19 protein-coding genes and 1 tRNA gene are annotated in these 21,318 nt (G+C 72.3%); 5 read left to right on the top strand and 15 right to left on the bottom strand.

The window, feature by feature from the left end; translation table 11 throughout:
• From VM889_08320 to VM889_08310, 3 genes are all read right to left on the bottom strand, one after another.
• Window positions 1–1,121 (bottom strand): hypothetical protein (locus VM889_08320; protein HVL48545.1); only part of this gene is annotated, 1,121 nt, incomplete at its 3' end.
• Between the two features lie 64 nt (window positions 1,122–1,185).
• The gene (locus VM889_08315) at window positions 1,186–2,874 is read right to left on the bottom strand and encodes a hypothetical protein (GenBank protein HVL48544.1); all 1,689 of its coding nucleotides are present in this window, start codon (window positions 2,872–2,874) and stop codon (window positions 1,186–1,188) included.
• 75 nt (window positions 2,875–2,949) lie between these two features.
• Complete coding sequence (locus tag VM889_08310) at window positions 2,950–3,966, bottom strand: LLM class flavin-dependent oxidoreductase (protein ID HVL48543.1); 1,017 nt, start codon at window positions 3,964–3,966, stop codon at window positions 2,950–2,952.
• 123 nt (window positions 3,967–4,089) lie between these two features.
• Between VM889_08310 and VM889_08305 the strand changes: the two genes are divergently transcribed.
• Window positions 4,090–5,733, top strand: coding sequence for a hypothetical protein (locus VM889_08305; GenBank protein ID HVL48542.1), 1,644 nt, complete (start codon window positions 4,090–4,092; stop codon window positions 5,731–5,733).
• A 46-nt stretch (window positions 5,734–5,779) separates the two neighbouring features.
• The gene (locus tag VM889_08300; protein ID HVL48541.1) at window positions 5,780–6,181 is read left to right on the top strand and encodes a VOC family protein; all 402 of its coding nucleotides are present in this window, start codon (window positions 5,780–5,782) and stop codon (window positions 6,179–6,181) included.
• 510 nt (window positions 6,182–6,691) lie between these two features.
• On the opposite strand, the gene VM889_08295 is transcribed toward VM889_08300, so the two are convergent.
• From VM889_08295 to purE, 6 genes are all read right to left on the bottom strand, one after another.
• Window positions 6,692–7,321, bottom strand: coding sequence for a choice-of-anchor J domain-containing protein (locus tag VM889_08295; protein ID HVL48540.1), 630 nt, complete (start codon window positions 7,319–7,321; stop codon window positions 6,692–6,694).
• Window positions 7,322–7,744: 423 nt separating this feature from the next.
• Window positions 7,745–7,819: transfer RNA gene (locus tag VM889_08290), tRNA-Lys, on the bottom strand.
• A gap of 113 nt (window positions 7,820–7,932) precedes the next feature.
• Window positions 7,933–8,241, bottom strand: a complete 309-nt coding sequence (locus VM889_08285) for a hypothetical protein (protein HVL48539.1) — start codon at window positions 8,239–8,241, stop codon at window positions 7,933–7,935.
• Between the two features lie 4 nt (window positions 8,242–8,245).
• Complete coding sequence (locus VM889_08280; GenBank protein ID HVL48538.1) at window positions 8,246–9,241, bottom strand: sodium-dependent bicarbonate transport family permease; 996 nt, start codon at window positions 9,239–9,241, stop codon at window positions 8,246–8,248.
• Window positions 9,241–10,380, bottom strand: coding sequence for a 5-(carboxyamino)imidazole ribonucleotide synthase (locus tag VM889_08275; GenBank protein ID HVL48537.1), 1,140 nt, complete (start codon window positions 10,378–10,380; stop codon window positions 9,241–9,243). The genes VM889_08280 and VM889_08275 overlap by 1 nt, the downstream gene beginning before the upstream one ends.
• Window positions 10,377–10,865, bottom strand: coding sequence for a 5-(carboxyamino)imidazole ribonucleotide mutase (gene purE / locus VM889_08270; GenBank protein ID HVL48536.1), 489 nt, complete (start codon window positions 10,863–10,865; stop codon window positions 10,377–10,379). Before purE ends, VM889_08275 begins: the two co-directional genes overlap by 4 nt.
• Before the next feature lie 129 nt (window positions 10,866–10,994).
• Here purE and ribA point away from each other — a divergent pair, with 129 nt between their 5' ends.
• Window positions 10,995–11,618 carry a GTP cyclohydrolase II gene (gene ribA / locus VM889_08265; GenBank protein ID HVL48535.1) on the top strand — a complete coding sequence of 208 codons (624 nt, stop codon included), beginning with the start codon at window positions 10,995–10,997 and terminating at the stop codon, window positions 11,616–11,618.
• On the opposite strand, the gene VM889_08260 is transcribed toward ribA, so the two are convergent.
• A complete protein-coding gene (locus tag VM889_08260) occupies window positions 11,596–12,873 on the bottom strand; it encodes a DUF4147 domain-containing protein (GenBank protein HVL48534.1) in 1,278 nt (425 codons plus the stop codon). The two genes, ribA and VM889_08260, sit on opposite strands and share 23 nt — an antisense overlap.
• A gap of 37 nt (window positions 12,874–12,910) precedes the next feature.
• Window positions 12,911–15,265 (bottom strand): PQQ-dependent sugar dehydrogenase, encoded by a 2,355-nt coding sequence (locus VM889_08255; GenBank protein ID HVL48533.1) that lies wholly within the window; start codon window positions 15,263–15,265, stop codon window positions 12,911–12,913.
• Window positions 15,266–15,371: 106 nt separating this feature from the next.
• Here VM889_08255 and glyA point away from each other — a divergent pair, with 106 nt between their 5' ends.
• Window positions 15,372–16,673, top strand: coding sequence for a serine hydroxymethyltransferase (gene glyA / locus VM889_08250; GenBank protein HVL48532.1), 1,302 nt, complete (start codon window positions 15,372–15,374; stop codon window positions 16,671–16,673).
• On the opposite strand, the gene VM889_08245 is transcribed toward glyA, so the two are convergent.
• Both VM889_08245 and VM889_08240 read right to left on the bottom strand, forming a co-directional pair.
• Window positions 16,649–17,137, bottom strand: coding sequence for a hypothetical protein (locus VM889_08245; protein ID HVL48531.1), 489 nt, complete (start codon window positions 17,135–17,137; stop codon window positions 16,649–16,651). The genes glyA and VM889_08245 overlap by 25 nt on opposite strands.
• On the bottom strand, window positions 17,121–17,864 hold the full coding sequence (locus VM889_08240) for a helix-turn-helix domain-containing protein (GenBank protein HVL48530.1): 744 nt from the start codon (window positions 17,862–17,864) through the stop codon (window positions 17,121–17,123). Before VM889_08240 ends, VM889_08245 begins: the two co-directional genes overlap by 17 nt.
• A 116-nt stretch (window positions 17,865–17,980) precedes the next feature.
• On the opposite strand from VM889_08240, the gene VM889_08235 reads away from it, so the two are divergent.
• Window positions 17,981–19,990 carry a 3-hydroxyacyl-CoA dehydrogenase/enoyl-CoA hydratase family protein gene (locus VM889_08235; protein ID HVL48529.1) on the top strand — a complete coding sequence of 670 codons (2,010 nt, stop codon included), beginning with the start codon at window positions 17,981–17,983 and terminating at the stop codon, window positions 19,988–19,990.
• Here VM889_08235 and VM889_08230 read toward each other — a convergent pair whose 3' ends face one another.
• Window positions 19,991–20,320 (bottom strand): hypothetical protein, encoded by a 330-nt coding sequence (locus tag VM889_08230; GenBank protein HVL48528.1) that lies wholly within the window; start codon window positions 20,318–20,320, stop codon window positions 19,991–19,993. It abuts the gene before it with no gap.
• Window positions 20,317–21,300, bottom strand: coding sequence for a S26 family signal peptidase (locus VM889_08225; protein ID HVL48527.1), 984 nt, complete (start codon window positions 21,298–21,300; stop codon window positions 20,317–20,319). The genes VM889_08230 and VM889_08225 overlap by 4 nt, the downstream gene beginning before the upstream one ends.
• Between the last annotated feature and the right edge of the window lie 18 nt (window positions 21,301–21,318).

Here is a 21,318-nt window from a genome sequence, read left to right as displayed (position 1 = left end):
GGGTAGGGGCGGGGCGGGAGGAGGCTGACGGCCGAGATGAAGGGCGAGTAACCGGGAAGGACGTCGGCCCAAGCGTGGAACGCCTCCTTGTAGTCGTCCGCGCGCCCCGGCTGCGCCGCGAACGGGTCGGACGCCTCCGTCTCGAGCGGGTAGTTCGAGTACACCGCGCCCCCGACGGGCGCGACGTCGTTTGCGGGGAAGGGCGGGAAGACGCAGGATTCCGGGCAAAGCCCGATGCCCGGCGTGTTCACGGCCTGGACGACGGGCGACGCGGTCGCGCGGTAGAGGGTTTCGATGGGTCCCGGCGCCACCGCCGCGTAGCGGTCGATGTCGACGAGACTCGACGCGCGGAGCGTGTAGGGACGGCCGGTCGTTTCATCGCCCAGGAGGATGGGCTCGCTCACGGTCTCCACGACGTACCGCTCGAGCAGGTTGCCGTCGAGGAAGAGGACCCCAGCCTGGGTCCGGTAGAGGCGGTCGACCGCGCTTGACGGGCGCGAGTACTGGAAGTCGGGCTGATCCTCCGCGGGCCGCGTTGTGTCGCCGGTCACCGGGTGGCTTCCCGGCTCGACGAAGGCGAAGGCCTCGATCGAGAGCGACACGTACTCGTTTCCGGGCGCGTACCCCTTGAAGCCGTTCGCGATGTTCTGGACGACGCGGAGGTCGATCTCGCCGTCGGCGTCGTCGTCGCGCCAGGGCCCGAGCCAGGCGACGAAGTCGACGCGGCCCGGGAGGAACACGTTCACAAGGCCGCCCGTCTCCCGCTGGAGGTTGGCGGTCGCCGCGGCGCTCGTCACGCTCTGCGCCGTCATGCGCGCGTCGTCGGGATTCGAGGTCGGGTCGCCGACGAGGTTGTAGGGATGGCTCGTCACGCCCGTCTGGGCGACGAAGCCGTCGAGGATCCGGATGCCCTCGGGAGGGTGCAGGACGGGATTCCCGATGTGGACGGTGGGCTCCGACGGACACGTCGAGGTTGCGGGCGCGAGGGCGTCGGGAACGCAGGTGCGCTGACCCGGGGCGAAGCCCTCCGCGGCCTCCCAACGCATCTCCCCGTGCCGCGCGGCGGCGGGGGCGAGGACGGTGGCGAGAAGGACGACGGCGGCGACGGCGGCGTGGCGCACGGTGAGGCCTCCCGGCGTGCGAGGGGGCTTCACCCCGCTTCAACCTTGCCGCGCGGCGTCCGCGTCACGGCTCGAGCCGCTCGATGAAGTCGCAGTCCCCGACCGTCTCGCGGACGTCGATTCCGGCGTGGCGGTACTCGAGCTCGCGGACCGCCGCGCAGATCGTGAAGCCGCCGGCCCGCGTACCCTCCGGGAAGTACAAGACGTGCTTCGTCGTCGCGCGGCCCGTTTCCACCGTCCCGCTTTCGCGCAAGGCGAAGGTCGTCGCCCCGGTGAGGACGCAGAGCGAGGACGGGTGGCCCGGCGCGGGGCAATCCTCCGAGGTGGCCCGGAGAGGGGTGCCGCCGCGCGTCAAGACGAGGATCCCGGCTTCGCCCCACGTCCGCTCGGGGACGAGCGTGAACGACGGGGCCGCGCCTTGGGGGAAACGGCCGTTCTCGGGAAGGAATTCGCCGCGCGCGTCGAGGTAACGATGGGGAATCGGCCGGTTTCCCCCCTCGTACGGGTCCTCGGGGTCGGCCGCGACACCCACGACGCCGTCTCGGCTCGCGTCCATCCAGAGACCCGTCCAGAGATCGACCGTGAACACCGCGCCGGGCGGCACGGCAACGCCGCCCGCGACGCCTTTGCCCGCAAGCGGGTAGGGACGCGCGAGGAGAAGGGATCCGACGGACACGTGGTGGAGTTGTCCGGGCACGAGGTCGGCCCACGCCGCGTATTCCCCGCGGAAGGACGCGGCGCGTCCCGGCGCGGCCGCATACGGGTCCCCGGGGTCGGTTTCGAGGGGGTATCCGCCGTAGATCGCGGAGGCGACCGCCGCCGCCTCGCCGCCCGCGAACGGGGGGAAGATGCAGCTTTCCGGACAAAGACCGATCCCGGGCGAGTTGACGGCCGCGACGGCGGGCGCAAGCGTCGCCGCGTTGACGGCTTCGACGGGTCCGGGCGCCACGGCGGCGTAGACGTCGATGTCGACGAGACTCGCGTCCCGCAGCGTATAGGGTCGCCCCGTCGTGGCGTCGGCGACGAGAACGGGATCGCTCACGCTCTCGACCGCGTAGCGCTCGAGCAGGTTGCCGTCGAGGAAGATGACGCCCCCGTTCGCGCGCCTCAGCCGGTCGGGCGCGCTCGAGGGTTGCTCGTAGACGAAATCCGGCTCATGCGCGCGCGGCCGCGTCGGGTCGCCGACGACCGGATGGCTTCCGGGCTCGACGAAGGCGACGAGGACATCGGGGATGCGCGCGAGAAATTCGTTGCCGGGACCGTAGCCGGTCCAACCGCTTTGCGGGTGCTGGGTCACGACGAGATCGATGGCCCGGTCCGCGTCGACGTCGTGCCAGGGGCCGAACCAGGCCGCGAACTCGACGTGACCCGGAAGGAAGACGTTCGCGAGGCCGCCGCTTTCGCGCTGGGGGCTCGCGGCGCGGTGAATCGAAGTCGCGCTCGTGGCGGTCATGCGCAGGTCGTCGGGGGATGCAAGAGAGTTCCCGACGGTCGTGAAAGGGTGGCTCGTCGAGGCGCCCGAGACGGCGAAGGCGTCGAGGATGCGGACCCCCTCGACCGGATGAGCCGAGCCCGTCGGCTCGACCGCGCAGGATTCTCCGCCGCCCGACACCGCGTCGGAGACGCACGTCCGCTGCCGCGCGGAGGGGGACGGCTCGTCGGCCTCCCACGCGATCTCGGCGTGGCGCGCGAGCGCCATCGGAGCGGCAAGGAGCGCGAGGACGACGAGGAGGGCGAGGGGGGGTCTGGCCATGAGGGACGCAAGCGCCCTCGACCGCTCTTCAATCTTCGTCGCGCTTCTCGCTCGACCCCTCGAACGTGTTCGAAATCAGAGGCTTCGGACGGCGGGCGCGACCTCGGTGCCCAGGATCTCGACGGCGCGCTTCACCTTCTCCCACGGCTCCCCCGCCCAGTCGAACTGGACGAGGAAACGATCGTTGGCGAAGAGGCGGTGGTAGAATCGCAGCTTCTCGATCGCGTCCTCCGCGTTTCCCGCGAGGAAGGCACCCTTAGGGCCCATCTCGTGGTCGAGGTATTCGCGCGGCACTTCGCGCGGCGGGAAGCGGTTCCGCAATCCGTTGCGCATGAGACCGCCCCACGCGTCGGCGAACGCGTCGCGCGCGGTTGCGGCGTCGTCCGCGAGGAGACCGTGCGTCGAGAGCGCGAGCTTCGGGCGGGGCTTCCCGGCCTTCGCGGCCGCCTCGCGGTGGATGGCGGCGAACGGCGGGAAGCGCTCGGGCCCGCCGAGGATCGCGATGTTCATCGGAAGCCCGAGCGCGCCCGCGCGGGCGGCGGACTGCGGCGTGCCGCCGACGCCGATCCAGAGCGGGAGGGGGCGCTCGGCGCGCGGCGAGACCTCCGCGTCCTCGAGCGCGGGCCGGAAGCGGCCGCTCCACGTCACGCGCTCGTTGGCGTTGATCTTCAGGAAAAGATCGAGCTTCTCCGCGAAGAGCGCGTCGTACTGGCGGATGTCGTAGCCGAAGAGGTCCCAGCTTTCCGTGAAGGACCCGCGGCCCGCGAGGATCTCGGCGCGGCCCCCCGAGACGAGATCGAGCGTCGCGAAGTCCTCGTACACGCGCACGGGGTCGAGCGTGTTGAGGAGCGTCGTCGCGCTCGAAAGCCGGATGCGCTCCGTCCGCGCGGCGACGGCCGAGAGGATGACCGCGGGCGACGAGACCACCATGTCGAGGCGATGGTGCTCGCCGAGCGCGAAGACGTCGAGGCCCACCTCCTCCGCGAGGGCGCCGAGCCTCACGAGCTGCCGCACGCGCTCGGCGTGGCTCACGCGTTGGCCCGTGACCGGGTGGGGGATGACGTCGCCGAAGCTGAAGAGGCCGATCTCCACGGCGTGGCGAGCGCGCCCGGGAGGATAAAGGGGGCCGTCGCCCGGGAGGCGGACGATGGGAGGCCGACCCGGGACCCGAGGCGTTAAGCCTCGCGACGCCCCGTAAGCGTCGGGAGGCCTCCGATGCGCACCGCCGTCGCTTTCACGCTCGCGCTCCTCGCTTTCGCCCCGGCCGCCGCCTACTCCTACGACGTCCCGGTCGCGTTCGAGGCGACGGAAGCCAACCGCGCCGCGCTCGACGACGCGGGCCAGGCGAATTGCGTCGCCGAGGCGCTCGCGGGAGCGCCGACGGCTGCATGCCCGCGCGTCGCCACGGGCCAGGCGGTGCCCGCGGAGGGATTCCTCATCCTCGACGCGGTGTACGGCGCGGAGGGCTTCGGCGCGCCCGTCGCTTCCGCGGAGGCGACCGCGCGTGACCCGGAAGCCGACACGTTCGCGCTCGTCTACGACAGCTACCACGGAGCGAACCTTCGCCGGACGAGCGGCGACAACCTTCCGGACCTCATCGCCCCGGGCGTCGGGCAGTTCACGGCGTGGCACGGCCTCTGGGACGACGCGAACGGCGACGGCGCCATCCAGGTGCGATGGAACAACGACTGGCTCGCCGCGAACGAATGGGCGCCGAGACCCGACGCGCACATCGTCACGTACCTCGAGCCGGGAAGCCACCCGGAGGCCGAGGCGCGCGTGCGCCCCTCCGCGGGATCGCCCGACTTCCACTACCGGGGCTCGTTCTTCGGCCACCATACGCGCGACATCCTCTTCACCGACGGAACGCTCCTCGCGAAGCGCGTCGCGACCACCGTCTCCGACGCGGTGCTCGCCCCGTCGCCCGGCGGAGCGTTCCCCTTCACGCCGGGCCCGCAAAGCCTCGTCGACATCGACGTGTACGCGGTCCTCGCGCCCTCGCCGCTCGAAGCCCTCTATGGCGCGACGCTCGCGGGCACCGTCGCCGAGGCGGGAAGCCCCTCGCTCGCCTGGTGCCCGGCGGGCTGCCGCGTGGGACCCGCGCCGCTCGGCGACAATCCCGCGGCCGCCGTCGTCGGGCCCGTCGCGGCGCTCGCGTGGGCGTCTTCCGAAGCGGAATGGGCGGAAGGAAGCGGGAACACCGCGGCCGGCCGCCTCGCCGCGTTCGAGGCGCGCCACGAGCCGTGGATCGACCTCAGGCCCCTTTCGGGGTTTGTCCCCAACATCGTGTCCCCCCAGACGGGACCGATGCTCGGGCGCAACGCACGCGGCGAGGCCGCGGCCGCGCCCGGCCTCTTCGCGTTCGAGGTGTGGACCGGCCTCTGGAAGGACATCGGCCAGGACGGCGTCGTCGGCCACGCGCGCCGCGACGCCGCGGGCGCGGCCGACCCCTACGAGGGGGGAACGCGCCCGTATCCGGACCGGTACGAGGATTCCGAGGGCGAGTTCCTCGGCGCCTACGCCGTGGGCCCGACCGGCGCGCGCCTCGATGCCTTCGAGGTCACGCTCGTCCCCGACACGGCCTGGCCGGACCCGGGCGTGGTGCTCGTGTGGTATTACGGGTTCCCGGGCCAGCGCGTGACGGGCGCGACGCCGGTCGTGCTCCAGGCCGTGTACGAGCCGGGAGGCGCCGACCAGACGAGAGGCCATTACACGTTCCAGGCCTTCGTGCTCCTCCCGCGCGGTTCGCCCGGCTTCACGATCTGCACGGCGGCGGTCGCGATCGAGCATGTGCGGGACGGCGCGCTGACGCGCGAGACCGTGCGCGACTGCGACCGGATCGCGGCGTTCGCGGACTGACGCCGCGAGGAGACAGGGTCAAGCGGTCGTCCGCCGTCGGTGGCGCATGGCAACCTTCCCTCCGCGCGGCGCCGCGCTCTCCCACATCCTCGTGGTCGCGGACCTCGCGCGCGCCCGACGCTGGTACGCGGACGTGCTCGGCGCGCGACTGTACCGCGAGTACGGCGGCACGACCGCCGTCTTCGATTTCGAGGGCGCGTGGCTCGTGCTCGTCACCGGCGGCGGGCCCACCGCGGACAAGCCGACGGTCACGATGGCGCCGCCCGACACGCCGGACCGCGCAAGCCACGCGATGACGATCCGCGTCCCGGACTGCCGCGCCGCGCACGCGACGCTCGCGGCGCGCGGCGCGGCCTTCCTCACGCCGCCGGTCGACCACGGGTCCGAGGTGCGGGCGTTCTTCCGCGACCCGGAGGGGCACCTCTTCGAGATCAGCGAGGCGCGGTGACGAGGCCCTCGCGCGCAAGCGCGTGATGCGAGGTCCTCGTCCCGTTGCGCAAGGCACGATGAGCCTCGACGACGTAGAGCCCGGGGACATTCCGCTCCGGCATCGTCGCGCGCCCTCCGCCCGAGCCCCCTCGCGCGCGATCGCTTCCTGTGGGAGAGGTCGTCCCCGGATCACCCGACCGGGATCCGCCCATCGCGACCCGCCTGCGCGCAGCGCCTTCCCGGCCTCGGAACGCTCGCCGCCTGCAGGGAGCATGCGCTTCGCGTCCTCGCGCGCCAGCAGTAGTCGTGCCTCCTGGCGGACGGCGACCCATCCTACGATGGGATCCGTCGCATCGAAAGGCCGGGCCCGGGTGCATAGCAACGGGATGAAGGTCGACTCGAAGTCGCGGGAGAAGGGGCGCGGCCGCGGCGGGAAGGCGGTTCGACCCGGCGACGCGGCGGACGCGAGTCGCGAAAGGAATGAAAGAAAAGACAGGGCCGGGATGTGCGCTCCCGGCCGGGGTTACCCTTACTTGCGGCGGTTCACGAGCGCAACGCCCGCGACGACTGCGACGCCCGCGCCCGCGAGGGCGAGGGAGCCGAGCTCGGGCGTCGGGTAGGCCGGGCCGCTGATGGCGACGTTGTCGATGGCCCATCCGAGGTAATTGTTGACCCAGCCGTCCCCCGTGTCGAAGTAGAACTGGACGCGGACCGAGTTGCCCACATAGGGCGTGAGGTCGACCGAGTAGAGCGTCCAGGCCGAGTCGGGGCCGCACTCGAGGTTGTTGAGGACGACGTTGTACGGGCCGTCATTGACGGACACGAGGACGTGCGCAACGTCGTAGGCGCCGCACCATTGTTCGGTCTGGATGTAGCTCTCGAAGTTCAGCGAGGACGGACCCTGGACCACGATCGGGGGCGTCGTCGCCGCGCCGTTGCTGTAGCCGACGTCGTAGTTGCACTGGGGGTGCACGTTGTAGACGAGCGCATACGTGCCGGAGGCCGCGATGCAGTCGTTGACGTTCCAAAGGCCCGTGAGGGTCCAGAGCTTCGCGGCGCCGGACTCGAAGCCCTCCGAGTAGGGCGTCGCGGCGGCGGCGGTCGGAACGAGGGCGAGCGCGCTTGCGGCGACAAGCGTGACCAGGAGTTTCAGTTTCATGCCTAACCTCACGCCCGTCAGGCACTGAATCCTCATATCTCGGCGCGGAAGCTCCGTTCGCGCGAATGGATCGAGGGCCCGGCTCTAGAGCGTAAGACTGTACGGGCCACGTCCTTCGAGGCGACCGATCGATCGGTCCCCATCGCGCGCGTCTGACGCCGCGGGTGCGGAGTGGCTCTCGAGCGACGACGCCGAACCGCAGCGCAGGGGCGGGCCGTGAGCGGTATCGACCCGCGCGGACGTGAGACGCACCCCCCTTCGCGACGCTCGACCGGCGGAGGATTGGACAAAGGCGCGGAATCATCCCCGCGAGGCCGGATCCGAACGAACCCTTTTCGCGCCGCTTCGCGCCGCAAAAGCGTTCACGGAAAAGCGCCAACCCGGCCACGCCCGATCATCGGCCACCTCCGGTGGCCGGAGAAGCGGGCCAGGCCGGATTCGAACCGGCGGCGACGAGATTAAGAGTCTCGCCCCTTGACCTGGCTAGGGTACTGGCCCGTGAGGAAACGCTCGGGAAAACCCGCGCGGCGCGCGCCGGGAGGCCCGGGCGGCGAAGGCGACAAATGCACTGCCCCTATAAAAGCTATGCCCCGGGCGCGAGGACGTGCGCGTCAGAAGTAGTCCGCGCCCGCGACCTGCACGTCCGAGAGGTACGCGATGCCCGCGTGCTTCTCGAGGACGACGAGCACGTCGCGGAGGATGCGCTCCGCGACCGCCTGCGTCGCGACGGTGGTGATGCGGACGTTGCGGGCCGGGTCGAAGATGTCGTGGCCGCTGCGGAGTCCGCGGTGGCCCTGCCCTTCGACGCGCGGGACGATGGTGTAGCCCTTCGCGCCGGCCTCGCGGATGATCGCGAGCACGCGCTCGCGGGCGGCGGCGTCGATCACGATCTCGACCTTCTTGCGCGTGTGCAGCTCCATGGTGTCAGCCTCCGCCGCCGAGGAGGACGCCGGCGGCCGCGTGGTAGAGGGGGATTCCGAGGACGATGTTGAACGGGAAGGTGACGGCGAGGGAGAGCGTCACGTACACGCTCGGGTCGGCGGCGGGAAGCGCGTGGCGCAGGGCCGCGGGCACCGCGATGTAGCTCGCGCTTGCGGCGAGGACCACGAGGAGGGTCCCGTCGCCCGCGTCGAGGCCGAGCGCGCGCGCGGCGGCGAGGCCGAGGAGGGCGCCGAGGATCGGCATGTAGAGGCCGAAGGCCACGCCGCTCCACGAGAGGTTGCGGCTCTGGCGCAGGCGCCGCACGACGAGGAGGCCCATGTCGAGGAGGAAGATCGCGAGGAGACCCTGGAAAGGACCGACGAGGACGCCGCCCACGCTCGCCATGCCGCGCTCGCCCGTCGCCCAGCCGATCGCGAGGGCGCCGAGGAGCACGAGGACCGATCCGCTCGAGAGGACCTCGCGCAGGAGCGGCCAGGGGACGAGCGGCGCTCCCGCGACGGGCGCGGTGCGACGCGCGAGGAGGAGACCGGAGACGATGGCCGGCGTCTCCATGAGGGCGAGCACGGCGACGAGGTAGCCGGAGGTCTCGAAGCCGGCGCGCTCGAGGAACGCGGCGGCCGTGACGAAGGTCACGACGCTCACGCTGCCGTAGGTCGCGGCGACGGCGGCGGCGTTCACGGGCGCAAGCTGCGTCGCGGCGCGGAGGATCGCGTACGCGAGCCAGGGCATGAGGAGGCTCAGGAGGACGGCGACGACGGCCACGCCCGCCATCGTGGCGGACCAGGAGGGCGTCGCGGCGAGCGCGACGCCGCCCTTGAACCCGATCGCGATCATGAGGTAGAGCGCGAGGCCCTTTCCGAGGGCGGGCGGAATCTCGAGGTCGCTCCGCACGAAGGCGGCGAAGACGCCGAGCGCGAAGAACAGGATGACGGGCGAGGTGAGGTTGTCGAGGGCGGGCCCGAGGAGGTCGACCGCCATCACGCCGCGTCTCCCGCGAGCCGGCGGTCGAGGTCGTGGGCGATGCGCCACGCCGCGTCGGCGTCCTCGTGGACCACGACGATGTGACCCATCTTCCGGCCCGGCCTGACCTTGCGCTTGCCGTAGAGGTGCAGGTGGGCCGCGGGCTCGTCGAGGACGACGCGCCACGGGGGCTCTCCGCGGGCCCAGAGGTCGCCGAGGAGGTTCAGCATCACCGCGGGTCGCGGGACGGCCGTGTCGCCGAGCGAGAGCCCCGTGATTGCGCGGAGATGCTGCTCGAACTGGGACGTCGCGCAGGCCTTGAGCGTGTAGTGGCCGGAATTGTGCACGCGCGGCGCGACCTCGTTCACGAGAAGCTCGTCCTCGGCGGTCACGAACATCTCGACGGCCATCATGCCGACGTGGCCCATCGCGTCGGCGACCTCGCGCGCGAGCTCGTTCGCGCGCGCGGCGAGCCCGTGCGGGATGCGCGCGGGGGCGCGCGTCGTGTGGAGGATGCCGTCGCGATGGACGTTCTCCGCGACGGGATAGAACGCGACGGCGCCGTCCTCGCGACGCGCGACGAGCGCGCTGATCTCCATGCGGAACGTGACGAAGGCTTCGAGCACGGCCGGCCGGCGGCCGATCGCGGCCCACGCCTGCTCCGCGTCCCCGGCGCGCGCGAGCCGCGCCTGACCCTTGCCGTCGTAGCCGCCGGTGCGCGTCTTGAGGATCGACGGCGCGCCCACCGCGCGCACGGCGCGCGCGAGGTCCTCATCCGTTGCGACGGGCTCGAAGCGCGGCTGCGGCGCGCCGATCGACGCAAGGAACGTTCGCTGCGCGAGGCGGTCCTGCACGCGCGCGACGACCGACGGCGCGGGATGGACGCGGCCGACGGCGGCCGCGGCCTCGAGGCTCGCCGCGGGCACATGTTCGGTCTCGACCGTGACGACGGCCGCGCGACGCGCGAGGGCGCGCACCGCCTCGACGTCGTCGAGGGACGCGACGACGCGCTCGTCGGCGACCTGGGCGCCGGGCGCGTCGGGGTCGGGATCGAGGATCGCGGTCCGGTAGCCGAGCCGACGCGCCTCGATCGCGATCATGCGCCCGAGCTGGCCGCCGCCGAGGATCCCGACGAGGCTTCCCGGGAGCGCCGTCAGAGCTTCTCCCCCAGCACGCGGTCGCGCTCGCCCGCGCGGAGCGCTTCGAGGCGCGCGCGGAGGGCGGGGTCGCGGAGCGCGAGGATCTGCGCGGCAAGGAGCGCCGCGTTCGCGGCGCCCGCCTCCCCGATCGCGAGCGTCCCGACGGGGACGCCGCGCGGCATCTGGACGATGCTGAGGAGCGAGTCCATTCCGGAGAGGGCCTTCGATCGGACGGGAACCCCGAGCACGGGGAGCGTGGTCTTCGCGGCCGCCATGCCCGGGAGGTGGGCGGCGCCGCCCGCGCCCGCGATAATGACCTCGATACCGCGCGCGGCGGCGCCTTCCACGTATTCGAAGAGGAAGTCAGGCGTGCGGTGCGCGCTCACGACGCGGCTCTCGTGGGCGACGCCGAGGCCGGCGAGCGTCTCGCTCGCGTGGCGGAGGGTCTCCCAGTCGCTGCGGCTCCCCATGATGATGGCCACCTTGGGCGCGGCGGACTCCATGCTGGGTGCGGGGAAGGGCCGCGGGATGATAATGGATGCGAAGGACGCTCGCGGTCCTGGCCCCCATCTACTCGAAATCGCGTAGCTACCCACAAAACGCTTTTATCCTCCGACCCGCCATGGCGCCGCGTGACCCTGCCCGCCGAGGACGACGTCGCGGCCGCGCCGGATCTCCTCGAGACCACGGACGTGGCGAGCCTCCCGACGATGCACGCGACCTTCCGCGTCGTGGCCTTCGGCGCCCCGCTGGCCCGCGAGGAGCACGTCGCCCTCGTCCTGGGCGATGTCGCGGGCGAGGACGTCCTCGCGCGCGTGCACAGCGCATGTCTCACGGGCGACGTGTTCGGGAGCGCGCGATGCGACTGCGGCCCGCAGCTCGACCTCGCCCTCGCCGAGATCGCGAAGGCGGGGCGCGGCGTCCTGCTCTACCTCAACCAGGAGGGCCGTGGGATCGGGCTTGCGAACAAGATCCGCGCGTACGCCCTGCAGGAGACCGGGCTCGACACCGTGAAGGCGAACGAGTCGCTCGGCTTCCCGGGCGACCTGCGGCAGTACGATTCGGCGGTCGCGATGCTCCGTCGCCTCGGCGTCGCAAGCGTGCGTCTCATGACGAACAACCCCGCGAAGGTCCTCGCCCTCGAGCAGGGCGGGATCCGCGTCGCCGCCCGCGTCCCGCACGTCGCGGGCGCGACCGAGGCGAACCGCGCCTATCTCGCGGCGAAGCGCGCCCTCATGGGCCATCTTCTCGACTGAGCGCGATCGCGAGGTCCGCGACGTTCGTGCCCGTGGGTCCCGTCACGAAGAGATCGTCGAGCGTCGCGAAGACGTGCGTCGAGGCGTGGCGCGCGAGCGCGGCCGGGACGTCGAGGCCCGCGGCCCGAGCGCGTTCGAGGCTCGTTCCGTCCGCGAACGCGCCGGCCGCGTGCGTGGGGCCGTCCACGCCGTCCGTGCCCGCAACGAGCGCGACGACGCGGCGGCCCGCGAGCCCTTCGACCATCGCGAGCGCCGTCTCCTGGTTGCGCCCGCCCACGCCCGCGTCGAGGCCGAGCGAGACCGTCGTCTCGCCGCCCGCGACGAGCGCGACGGGGCCGCGCTCCGCGAGCGCGCGCGCCGCGAATGCGCGCCCGGCGTCACGCGCCTCGCCCGCGAGCGCGAGGGCGGGCGCGACGCGCCACCCGCGCGCGGCGAGGGCGGCGCGCGCCGCGTCGACGGCCGTCGCGTTCGAGGCGACGAGACGGAAGCCGCCGCGCGGGGCGGCGCGGGGGGGAGGCGGCTCGTCCGCGAGAACGCGGGCGACCGACGCGGGAAGCTTCGCGAGCAGGCCGCGCGCCTCGAGCGCCGCTCGCGCGGCGCCGGGCGGAGAAGGGTCGGGCACGGTCGGGCCGCTCCCGATCGCGGCAGGATCGTCGCCGACGACGTCGGAGATCGCGAGCGTCGCGACGGTCCCGCGGCCCGCGGCCTCCGCGAGTCCGCCGCCCTTGAGGCGCGAGAGACGGCGCCGGACGGTGTTCACGACGTCGATCGGCGCGCCGCTTGCGAGCAGGAGCCGCGTCGTGGCGCGCAGGTCCGACAGCGGCACGCGCGGGGCTTCGGCGAGCGCGCTCGCGCCGCCCGAAAGGAGGAGGACGAACAGGTCTTCGGCATCCGCGGCCGCCGCAAGGGCGAGGAGCGCCTCGCCCGCCTCGAGGGAGCCGGGGCCGGGAACGGGGTGCTCGCCCGCGAGGGCGCGGAACCCCTCGACGGGGTCGGCGCGCGGCGCGACGACGAGCCCCTCGGACGGCGCCCCCGCGTGCGCGCGCCACGCTTCGGCCATCCCGGTCGCCGCTTTCCCGACGGCGGCGACGCGCACGCGCGCGAAGCTCGCGAGCTCGAGGCGCCCGGCCGCGAGGTCGACGACGCCGGGCCCGGCGAAGGACCGCGCGACGGCCGCGCGGGGGTCGACGGCGGCAAGGCCCGCGCGGAAAGCGGCTTCCGCGTCGCGGCGCATCGCGGACCGTTCGTCGTCCATGCCGTTCGCGAGCGCTTCGCGGCCCTAAGGGTTTGCGCTACGCGCGCCGCCTTGCGAGGCGCGCGCCCGCGAGCGCCGCGAGGGCCGCAAGCGCAAGGCCCGGGGCCGGCGTGGGAACGATGGAGGCGGGACCGCCCGAATCCGGCGACCCGGTCGCGTTTCCGTCCGGCGGCGGCTTCGTCGTGTTCCCGCCCGGCGACCCGCGCGCGCCGCACGTCGCGCCGTCGAGCGCGAAGCGCCAGACGGTCGTCCACCCGGCGACGTAGAGGCAGCCGTCGGGACCGCGCTCGACGTCGAGGACGCGCGCGCCGGACCGCTCCCAGAACACCGTCTTCGCGCCGGTCGCGAGGTCGACCGCGCGCACGCGCCCGTTCACGTAGTCGCCGAGGTAGAGCGTGCCGTCCGCAACGGCGATGCCCGTAGGGCCGAAGTGCTCGTCCCACCACGCGACGGGCTCCGCGAAGTCCTGCCGTCCGCACGCGCCGGTGCAGTGGGGCCAGCCGTGATTCGCGCCCTTCTCGACGCGGTTCACCTCCTCGCGGCCGCCGTTGTCGCTCACGTATACGACGGTGTCCCCGGTGACCGCAAGGCCGAAGGGGTTGCGGAACCCCTGCGCCCACGCAAGCGGGTGCCACCCATCGGGATTGCCGGGCGCGGGCTTGCCCTCCTTCGTGAAGCGGAGCACCTTGCCGAGGATCGATCCGCGGTCCTGCGAGGGCGACTTGAGGTCGTTGTCGCCCGTCGTCGCCCAGAGGATCCCGTCGGGGCCGACCGCGACGCGGCCCCCGTCGTGGAGCATCGCCCAGGGGATGTCGTCCACGAGCACCGTTTCGACGCCGTTCGCGACGCGGGAGATGCGGTTCACCTTACCTCGCTCGGCGCCGGGCTTCTCCATCGAGTAGTGCACGTAGAACACGCCCGCCTCGACGGGGTCCGCCGCGAGGCCCGTGAAGCCGCCGTTGCCGCCGCCGCTGGCCGGGATCGAGAACACCGGCTCGGTGACGACGCCGTCGGGACCGATCGCGCGCACGCGGCCCGTGAGGAGCTCCGCGAAGTGGAGCGTGCCGTCGGGCGCGAAGGTGAGGTCGACGGGCGTCTCGAGATCGGTCGCGACCACCTCGGGCTCGGCCGCTGCGGCCGCGGGCGTCGCGAGCGCGGCGACGACGAGAAGCGCGGCCGCCGCGCCGCGGCCCCTTCGCGGGACCCGGCGTCGCCGCGCCGCGGCGACCGCCCCCGCGGCGAGCGCGAGGGCCCCGAGGGCGGGGCCGGGCGTGGGCGTGATGAGCGCCGGACCCGCCTCGTCCGGCGGCGGGGCCGTCGTGTTTCCACCGGGCGGGTCCTCCGTCCCGTTCGGCGCGGGCGTTCCGTTCGGAAGCGGGAGGACGCGCTCGCCCGGCACCGTCACGACATGGATCGCGTCGTACGTGCTCACGTAGAGCCGCCGATCGGGGCCGGCCTCGACGTCGAGCACGCGCCCGCCGCCGGGAACGCGCCACACGACGTCCGCCGTCACGCTCCCGTCGCTCGCGCGGCGGACCCGGTGGACGGCGCCCGCGTTGAACTCGCCGAAATACATCGTGCCGTTCAGCACGGTCGCGCCGGTGGGGCCGAGCGTTGTCGCGTACGTGTGCACCGGGTCCTCGAAGCGCGGGTCGTTGAGCGCGCCCGTGCCCCGCGGCCAACCATAGTTCTTCCCCGCGACGAGGATGTTCACCTCGTCGTTCTTCTCCGGCCCGTTCTCGGTCTGCCAGAGCGTCGACGAGGCCGGGTCCCACGCGAGGCCGAACGGGTTCCGGTGGCCGTAGGTGTAGACGAGCGGATGGTTCGGGAACGGGTTTCCCGGGGCGCCCGCGCCGTCGCGCGTCATCCGGAGCGTCTTGCCGAGGAGATTCCCGAGGTCCTGCGCGACCTCGCGGCGCTCGTTGTCGCCCGTGACGACGACGAGGTGGTCGCCCACGAAGAGCAGGCGTCCGCCGTCGTGCATCTCGGCCCACGGGATGCCGTCGAGGATCACCTTCTCGCCCGAGGCGTCGAGGCGGCTCACGCGGTTCACCTTCGTCCCGTCGATCTTCGCGGTGTAGTAGACGAAGAAGGCCTTGGTGCGCTCGAACTCGGGGTCGAGCGCGAGGCCGAGGAAGCCTCCGTTGCCGCCCGGCGCCGCGGCGACCTTGTGGACGGGCTCGGCCCGCGGCGCCGTCTCTCCGGGCGGGATCGCGCGGATCGCGCCCGTGTTCAGCTCGGCGTAGTAGAGCGTTCCGTCCGGCCCGAACACGACGTCCACCGGGAAGGCGAGGCCGCGCGCGAAGGCCGCGCCCTCGAACGCGGCCTGGGCGCCCGCGGCGGGGACGAGGAGGACGGCGGCGAGCAGGGCGAGCGGGAGGGCGCGGCGCATGCGCGGCGCGCGGACCGGCCCGGGATTCCCGCTTCTGGATCAACGCTCGAACCCGGCAGGGCGAATGCTTTTACGGAACCCTTCCGTTGGGCGGCCGGGTGCGCCGGTGAGCGGACGGAGCGACGCGGACAAGGTCCTGGGCCTCGTGGAGAAGCACACGCAGTGGTTCGACCGCTCGATCCCGATGATCGCGAGCGAGAACCTCATCTCGCCCCTCGCCCGCAGGCTCCTCGCGTGCGACTTCCACGACCGCTACGCCGAGGGACACCCCGGCAAGCGCTACTACCAGGGCCTCACGTACATCGACGAGGTCGAGCGGCTCTGCGCGGACCTCGCGCGCAAGCTCTGGCGGGTCAAGTTCGCCGACGTCCGGCCCGTCTCCGGCACGGAGGCGAACATCGCGGCCTTCGCGGCGATGACGAAGCCCGGCGACACCATCACGGCGGTCGACACCGCGGACGGCGGCCACATCTCGCACGCAAAGTTCGGCGGCGCGGGCGTGCGCGGCCTCAACATCCTCACGTACCCGTGGGACCGCGACCAGATGACGATCGACGTGCCCGCCACCGTGAAGCTCATCCGCGAGGCGAAGCCCAAGCTCGTCGTCTTCGGCCAGAGCATGTACCTCTTCCCGACGCCCCTCAAGGAGGCCGCCGCCGCGGCCCACGAGGTTGGCGCGACTGTCATGTACGACGGCGCGCACGTCATGGGCCTCATCGCGGGCGGCCGCTTCCAGGACCCGCTGCGCGAGGGCGCGGACTTCATCACGGGCTCCACGCACAAGACGCTCCCCGGCCCGCAGGGCGCCGTGGTCCTCGCGGACTGGGATCCCGCGGACCTCGAGACGCAGGGGACGGCCGCGCGCAAGCTCGACCGCGCCGTCTTCCCGGGCACCGTCTCGTCGCACCACCTTCATCACCTGGCCGCGAAGGCGGTCGCGTTCGCCGAGCACCTCGAGTACGGGCGCGCGTACGCGGATCAGATCATCCGCAACTCGAAGGCCCTCGCGCAGGCGCTCCACGAGCGCGGCATCCGCGTGCTCGGCGAGAAGCGCGGCTTCACGGAGTCGCACCAGGTCGTCGTGGACGTGAAGGAGCACGGCGGCGGCAAGTGGGCGGCGGAGGCCCTCGAGCAGGCCGGCGTCATCACCAACATGAACATGCTCCCGGGCGACACGAGCGCGCTCCACCCGTCGGGCCTTCGCCTCGGCACGCAGGAGATGACGCGCATCGGCATGCGCGAGAACGCGATGGTCGACGTCGCGCAGTTCATCGTCGACACCGTCGCGAAGAAGCAGGACCCGGCGAAGGTCGCCGAGCGCGTCGCGGAGTTCCGCAAGGCCTACCGCGGCGTCCACTACTGCTTCGAGGAGGGCACGCCCGCCTACAAGTTCTGGAAGCTCGCCTGATCCTCGAGGAGCAGCTCCTCCCAGAACGCCGGCCCGACGCGGGTCACGAGCCCGAACGGTCCCGCTTCGAGCATCGCGGCCGCGCGCGGGTGCCGGAGCGCGAGCCACACGGCGTCCACGAACCGGCTCGCCTCCTCCTCGCGCTCCTCGCTCACGCCGTCGAGCTGGAGATGGACGTGCATCCGCTCGTGCGAGTCCACGAAGGCGACGGACTCGGCCTCGTCGAGGCCGAATCGCGCGCCGATGCGGAGCACGACCGGGAGCGCGAGGCTTGTCGCGAGAAGAAGGCGTCCTTCGTCGTCCTCGGCGAGGCGGAAGGTGAGCGCCGCCATGCCGTCCACCTTCCATTCGGGCGGCACGGCCGGGTCGATCGAGACCTGGTAGAGCAGCGCGTGGTCGCCGAAGTCGTGCCAATGGCCCCGCGCGCGCATCGCGGCGCGCCAGCCGTCAGGCGTCGCGCGCACCGCCCCGCTTGGGCGCCTTGGACTTCGCGCTTTTGGCCTTCGCTTCCTTCTCGGGCGGCTGCCGCCACGCTTCGAGGAGCGGCGCCGCGTTGCCGACGAGGCGCGATTCGCCCTTCCGCAGGTGCTCCTCGAGCGTGGAGCGCGCGAGGCCCTTCGCCTTCGCGAGCGCCTCCGTCGTGACGCGGCGCGGCGAGTCGTAGTAGCCGCGCTCGAATGCGAAGCGGAGAAGGTCGGCTTGCACGTCGGAAAGGCCGTCGAAGAGATCCTCCGTCGTCGTCACGAGGAGCCGCGGCACCTCGTTCGTCTCGCGCAGACGCTTCCCGAGGAGCCGGTAATGGCCCTCGTCCGCGAGCTCCTTGAGGAAGTTCTCGGCCTGACCGGGTTCGAAGGTGAGGAAGCGGAACGACTCCTCGCCCTTCTCGTACGTGACGGGATAGAGCGGCATGCAGCCGAGGCTCTCGAGCCGGTAGAGGAGCGAATGGTACTCCATGCACCGGCACTTCCGCAGGAGGTCGAGGCGCGAGCCCGTGTTCTCCGTGAAGTAGAACGTGCTCCCCTCCTCCTTGAGCCGCCGTACGACGTCCTCGCGCACGTCCTCGGGCCCCGTCGCCTGGATGACCTCGACCGCGCGGTTGCACCACTCCTGCATGCGAAGCGCGGGGTTCTCGCGCGTGAGCGTCGCGAGGAGGCAGTCGTGCGCGAGCACGACGCGGAACTCGGTGAGCACGCGCCACCAAGGCGGCCCCCGCGCCTTAAAGCTGCACCCGCCCCGCGTCACCCGCCGGAGGGAATCCGGGGAGCGCGCCTTTATCGCCGCGCGGAAGGATCGCCCGTCGATCGGTCATGGCTCGGGAGATCCGAACGGTCACGGTCCTCGGCGCGGGCGACATGGGTCACGGCATCGCGGAGCTCGCCGCGATCAGGGGCTTCGACGTCCGATTGCGCGACGTTTCGGAGACGCAGCTCGCGAAGGCGATGGAGAAGGTCCGCTGGAGCCTCGAGAAGCTCGTGAAGCACCAGACGCTCGCGCGCGAAACCGCCGATCTCGCCTTCGGCCGCATCGCGGCCACGACCGACGCGAAGGCGGCCCTTGCGGACACGGATCTCGTGATCGAAGCCGTGCCCGAGAGCCTCGACCTCAAGCGCAAGGTGTTCGCCGAAGCGGAGGCGCACGCGCCCGCGCACGCGATCCTCGCCTCGAACACGAGCACGATGCGGATCACGGAGATCGGCGAAAAGCTCGCGGACCCGTCGCGCGTCGTCGGCCTCCATTTCTTCAATCCCGTCCTCCTCATGACGCTCGTCGAGATCATCCCGGGCGCGACGACGACGCGCGAGACCGTCGCCGCGGCGGACGCGTTTTCGCGGAAGCTCGGCAAGGAGACCGTCGTCCTCAAGCGCGACTCGCCCGGGTTCGTGACGAGCCGTCTCATCGGCACCTGGGTCGGCGCGTCGATCATGGCGCTCGAGCACCGCATCGCGACCGTCGAGACCATCGACGCCGCGATGAAGTTCAAGGCCGGCTTCCCGATGGGACCGTTCGAGCTCGCGGACTACACGGGCCTCGACGTCGGCTTCCACGCGTCGAACTACATCGCGGCGCGGCTCGGACCCGGCTACGCGCCGTTCAAGTCGATGCGGGAGCGCGTCGAGCGCGGCGACCTCGGCAAGAAGACGGGGAAGGGCTTCTACACGTGGAAGGACAACCGCGTCGTCGAGCGCGTCGACGCGGAGGCGGCGAAGACGTTCGAGCCGAAGTTCATCCTCTCGATCGTCGCGAACGAGGCCGCGAAGCTCCTCGACGAGGGCGTCGCGGACGCGGCGGAGATCGACCGCGCGATGCGTCTCGGCTGCGCGTTCCCGAAGGGCCCGCTCGAGTGGGCCGACGCGACGGGCCTCGACGACGTGCTCGCGGCGCTCGATGGCCTTTACAAGTCCACGGCGCACCCGATCACGAAGCCCGCGGAGATCCTGAAGGAACTCGTGGAGGAAGGCAACCTCGGCGCGAAGTCCGGCCTCGGTTTCCACGACCACGGCCCGAAGGCCGCGACGGCCGGGGGCGCGCCCGCCGCCTACGAGACGCTCCTCGTCGAGGTGGATGATGCCGCGCGCGTCGGCGTCCTCACGCTCAACCGCCCGCACCGCCTCCACGCGATCAACGAGCGGCTCATCGACGACCTCTCGGCCGCGCTCGACGCGATGGAGGCCGACCCCCGCGTGCGCGTGGTGCTCCTCACGGGGTCCGGCGACAAGGCGTTCTGCGCGGGCGCGGACCTCGCGGACGGCGGGCTCACGCCCGCGAACGCGGCGCGCCTTGCGCGCAAGGGCCACCTGCTGTGCGTCAAGATGGAGAAGCTCGGGAAACCCGTCGTCGCGGCGCTGAACGGCCACGCCCTCGGCGGCGGCCTCGAGCTCGCGCTTCCCGCGGACTTTCGCGTCGCGGCTCGACGCGCGAAGCTCGCGCTCCCCGAGGTGACGCTCGGGCTCCTTCCCGCGATGGGCGGCACCCAGCGCCTGCCGAAGCTCGTGGGCCTCGCGCGCGCGAAGGAGATCGCGCTCCTCGGGAATCGCTTCGATGCGGAGGAGGCGCTCCGCCTCGGCCTCGTCCACCGCGTGTTCGAGAACGAGACGTTCGCCGCGGATGCGCGCGCCTTCGCGGCCGACCTCGCGACGCGCGCGCCGCTCGCGCTCGCCCGCACCAAGCAGCTCCTCAACATGGCGCCCACGACCGACATCCTCGCCGGCATGGAGGCCGAGGCCGCGGGGTTCGGCCTCCTCGCGGGCTCGGAGGACGCGCTCGAGGGCATCGCGGCGATGTTCCAGAAGCGCAAGCCCGAATTCAAGGGCGAGTGATCAGTCCAACTCGTCCCAGCCCTGCGGCCGGCAGGTCGGGCAGAGGAGGTTTCCCGTGTGGTCCGCGCTCCCGCAGTCGAGGTGGATCTCGAATGCGCACCGCGCGCACCGCGTGAGGCAGCAATCCGCCTCGCCGGGCATCCAGTCGTCGCGCGGCAGGCAACCCTCCTCGCCGCACGCGGAGCAGGCGTCGAACGCGTTCGCGGGCTCGCCGCAGTGCGGGCACGGCTCGCCTTCGCGGCCTACCCGCGGGTCGTCTTCGCCCTTGGCCTCGGCGAGGTCCGCCGCGAGGATGGCGAGCATCTCCTCCTCGGTCGGGTCGGGCATCACGGCTCGCGATCCGGGGGAGCGCCCGAGGGCGGTTCCGCGGGCGGAGGCGCGGTCGACGTCGACTCGACGGCGGGCGCGGCGCCGCCGCCCCCGCGGGTGCGCTGCCAGTGGGCGCGCGCCGCGTCGAAGGCGATGGGACCGCCGATGAGGAGGCCGAGCGTGAGGATGAGCATGACCCACAGGTCCTGCGGCGCGTAGGCCTTCCCGAAACCGATCCAGCCGCGGCATGCCGAGGACTTCGAGGCCTCGAAGAGGAGGAAGCCGCTCCGGCTCGTCGCGCACTGGGGTTCGTTGTAGTCGGGCGAGATGGCGAGCTTGATGAGGCCGAGCCACGGGACCTCGCTTCGCGCCTTCCCCTCGATCCATTCGGGCTGCACGATGTCGGAAAGGCCCGACTGCTGGTCGGCGCGCGAATTCGTGACGGGGTTGTCGCCCTTCGTGATGAAACCGCTTCGCCGCGGCTGGTAGTTCGCGACGCCGGCCGCGGGAAGGCTCACGCCGTTCTCGCCGAACCGGCACGTGTCGGCCTTCGTCCTCGTCGAGCCTCCGGGGCACGTCGCGCCGGGCTGCCACTTCACGTCGTAGTACGTCCTGCCGGACTGCTCGACGACGTCCACGTACGCGATCGCGCGGTGGATGATGGGCGTCGTCTTCCGGTTGCCGAGCTTGTAGTAGACGATGACGTCGCCCGATTTGCCGTAGTAGACGTCGCCGCCCATGGCCCACGTCTCGACGTCGTCCTTCCCGTTCACCTTCTTCACGAAGACGAGATCCCCGGGATCGATGGTGCCGACGCGACCGTAGGACCGCAGGAGCGGAACCACCACGACCTCGTCCTCGCGGTGCATCATCGAGCCCGACTCGACGATGACCGCGGGCGGCCAGAGGCCCGTGTAGAGGTAGAGACCCCCGAGCACGACGACGAAGGTGCCGACGAGGATGAGCGCGTCCTTCGCCACCGGGGGCAGGGACCGGGCCATGTCATCGTCGGGATGCCG

Source organism: Candidatus Thermoplasmatota archaeon (assembly GCA_035540375.1).
GTDB lineage: Archaea > Thermoplasmatota > SW-10-69-26 > JACQPN01 > JAJPHT01 > DATLGO01.
The sequence above is the reverse complement of the archived record's forward strand: the minus strand, read 5'-3'. Positions and strand labels throughout refer to the sequence as shown.

Excerpts from the sequence above, each read along its gene's own strand:
- VM889_08315 (HVL48544.1), bottom strand. The coding sequence starts at position 2,874 with ATGGCCAGACCCCCCCTCGCCCTCCTCGTCGTCCTCGCGCTCCTTGCC.
- VM889_08305 (HVL48542.1), top strand. The coding sequence starts at position 4,090 with ATGCGCACCGCCGTCGCTTTCACGCTCGCGCTCCTCGCTTTCGCCCCG.
- VM889_08300 (HVL48541.1), top strand. The coding sequence starts at position 5,780 with ATGGCAACCTTCCCTCCGCGCGGCGCCGCGCTCTCCCACATCCTCGTG.
- VM889_08295 (HVL48540.1), bottom strand. The coding sequence starts at position 7,321 with ATGAAACTGAAACTCCTGGTCACGCTTGTCGCCGCAAGCGCGCTCGCC.
- VM889_08285 (HVL48539.1), bottom strand. The coding sequence starts at position 8,241 with ATGGAGCTGCACACGCGCAAGAAGGTCGAGATCGTGATCGACGCCGCC.
- VM889_08280 (HVL48538.1), bottom strand. The coding sequence starts at position 9,241 with ATGGCGGTCGACCTCCTCGGGCCCGCCCTCGACAACCTCACCTCGCCC.
- purE (HVL48536.1), bottom strand. The coding sequence starts at position 10,865 with ATGGAGTCCGCCGCGCCCAAGGTGGCCATCATCATGGGGAGCCGCAGC.
- VM889_08260 (HVL48534.1), bottom strand. The coding sequence starts at position 12,873 with ATGGACGACGAACGGTCCGCGATGCGCCGCGACGCGGAAGCCGCTTTC.
- VM889_08255 (HVL48533.1), bottom strand. The coding sequence starts at position 15,265 with ATGCGCCGCGCCCTCCCGCTCGCCCTGCTCGCCGCCGTCCTCCTCGTC.
- VM889_08235 (HVL48529.1), top strand. The coding sequence starts at position 17,981 with ATGGCTCGGGAGATCCGAACGGTCACGGTCCTCGGCGCGGGCGACATG.
- VM889_08225 (HVL48527.1), bottom strand. The coding sequence starts at position 21,300 with ATGGCCCGGTCCCTGCCCCCGGTGGCGAAGGACGCGCTCATCCTCGTC.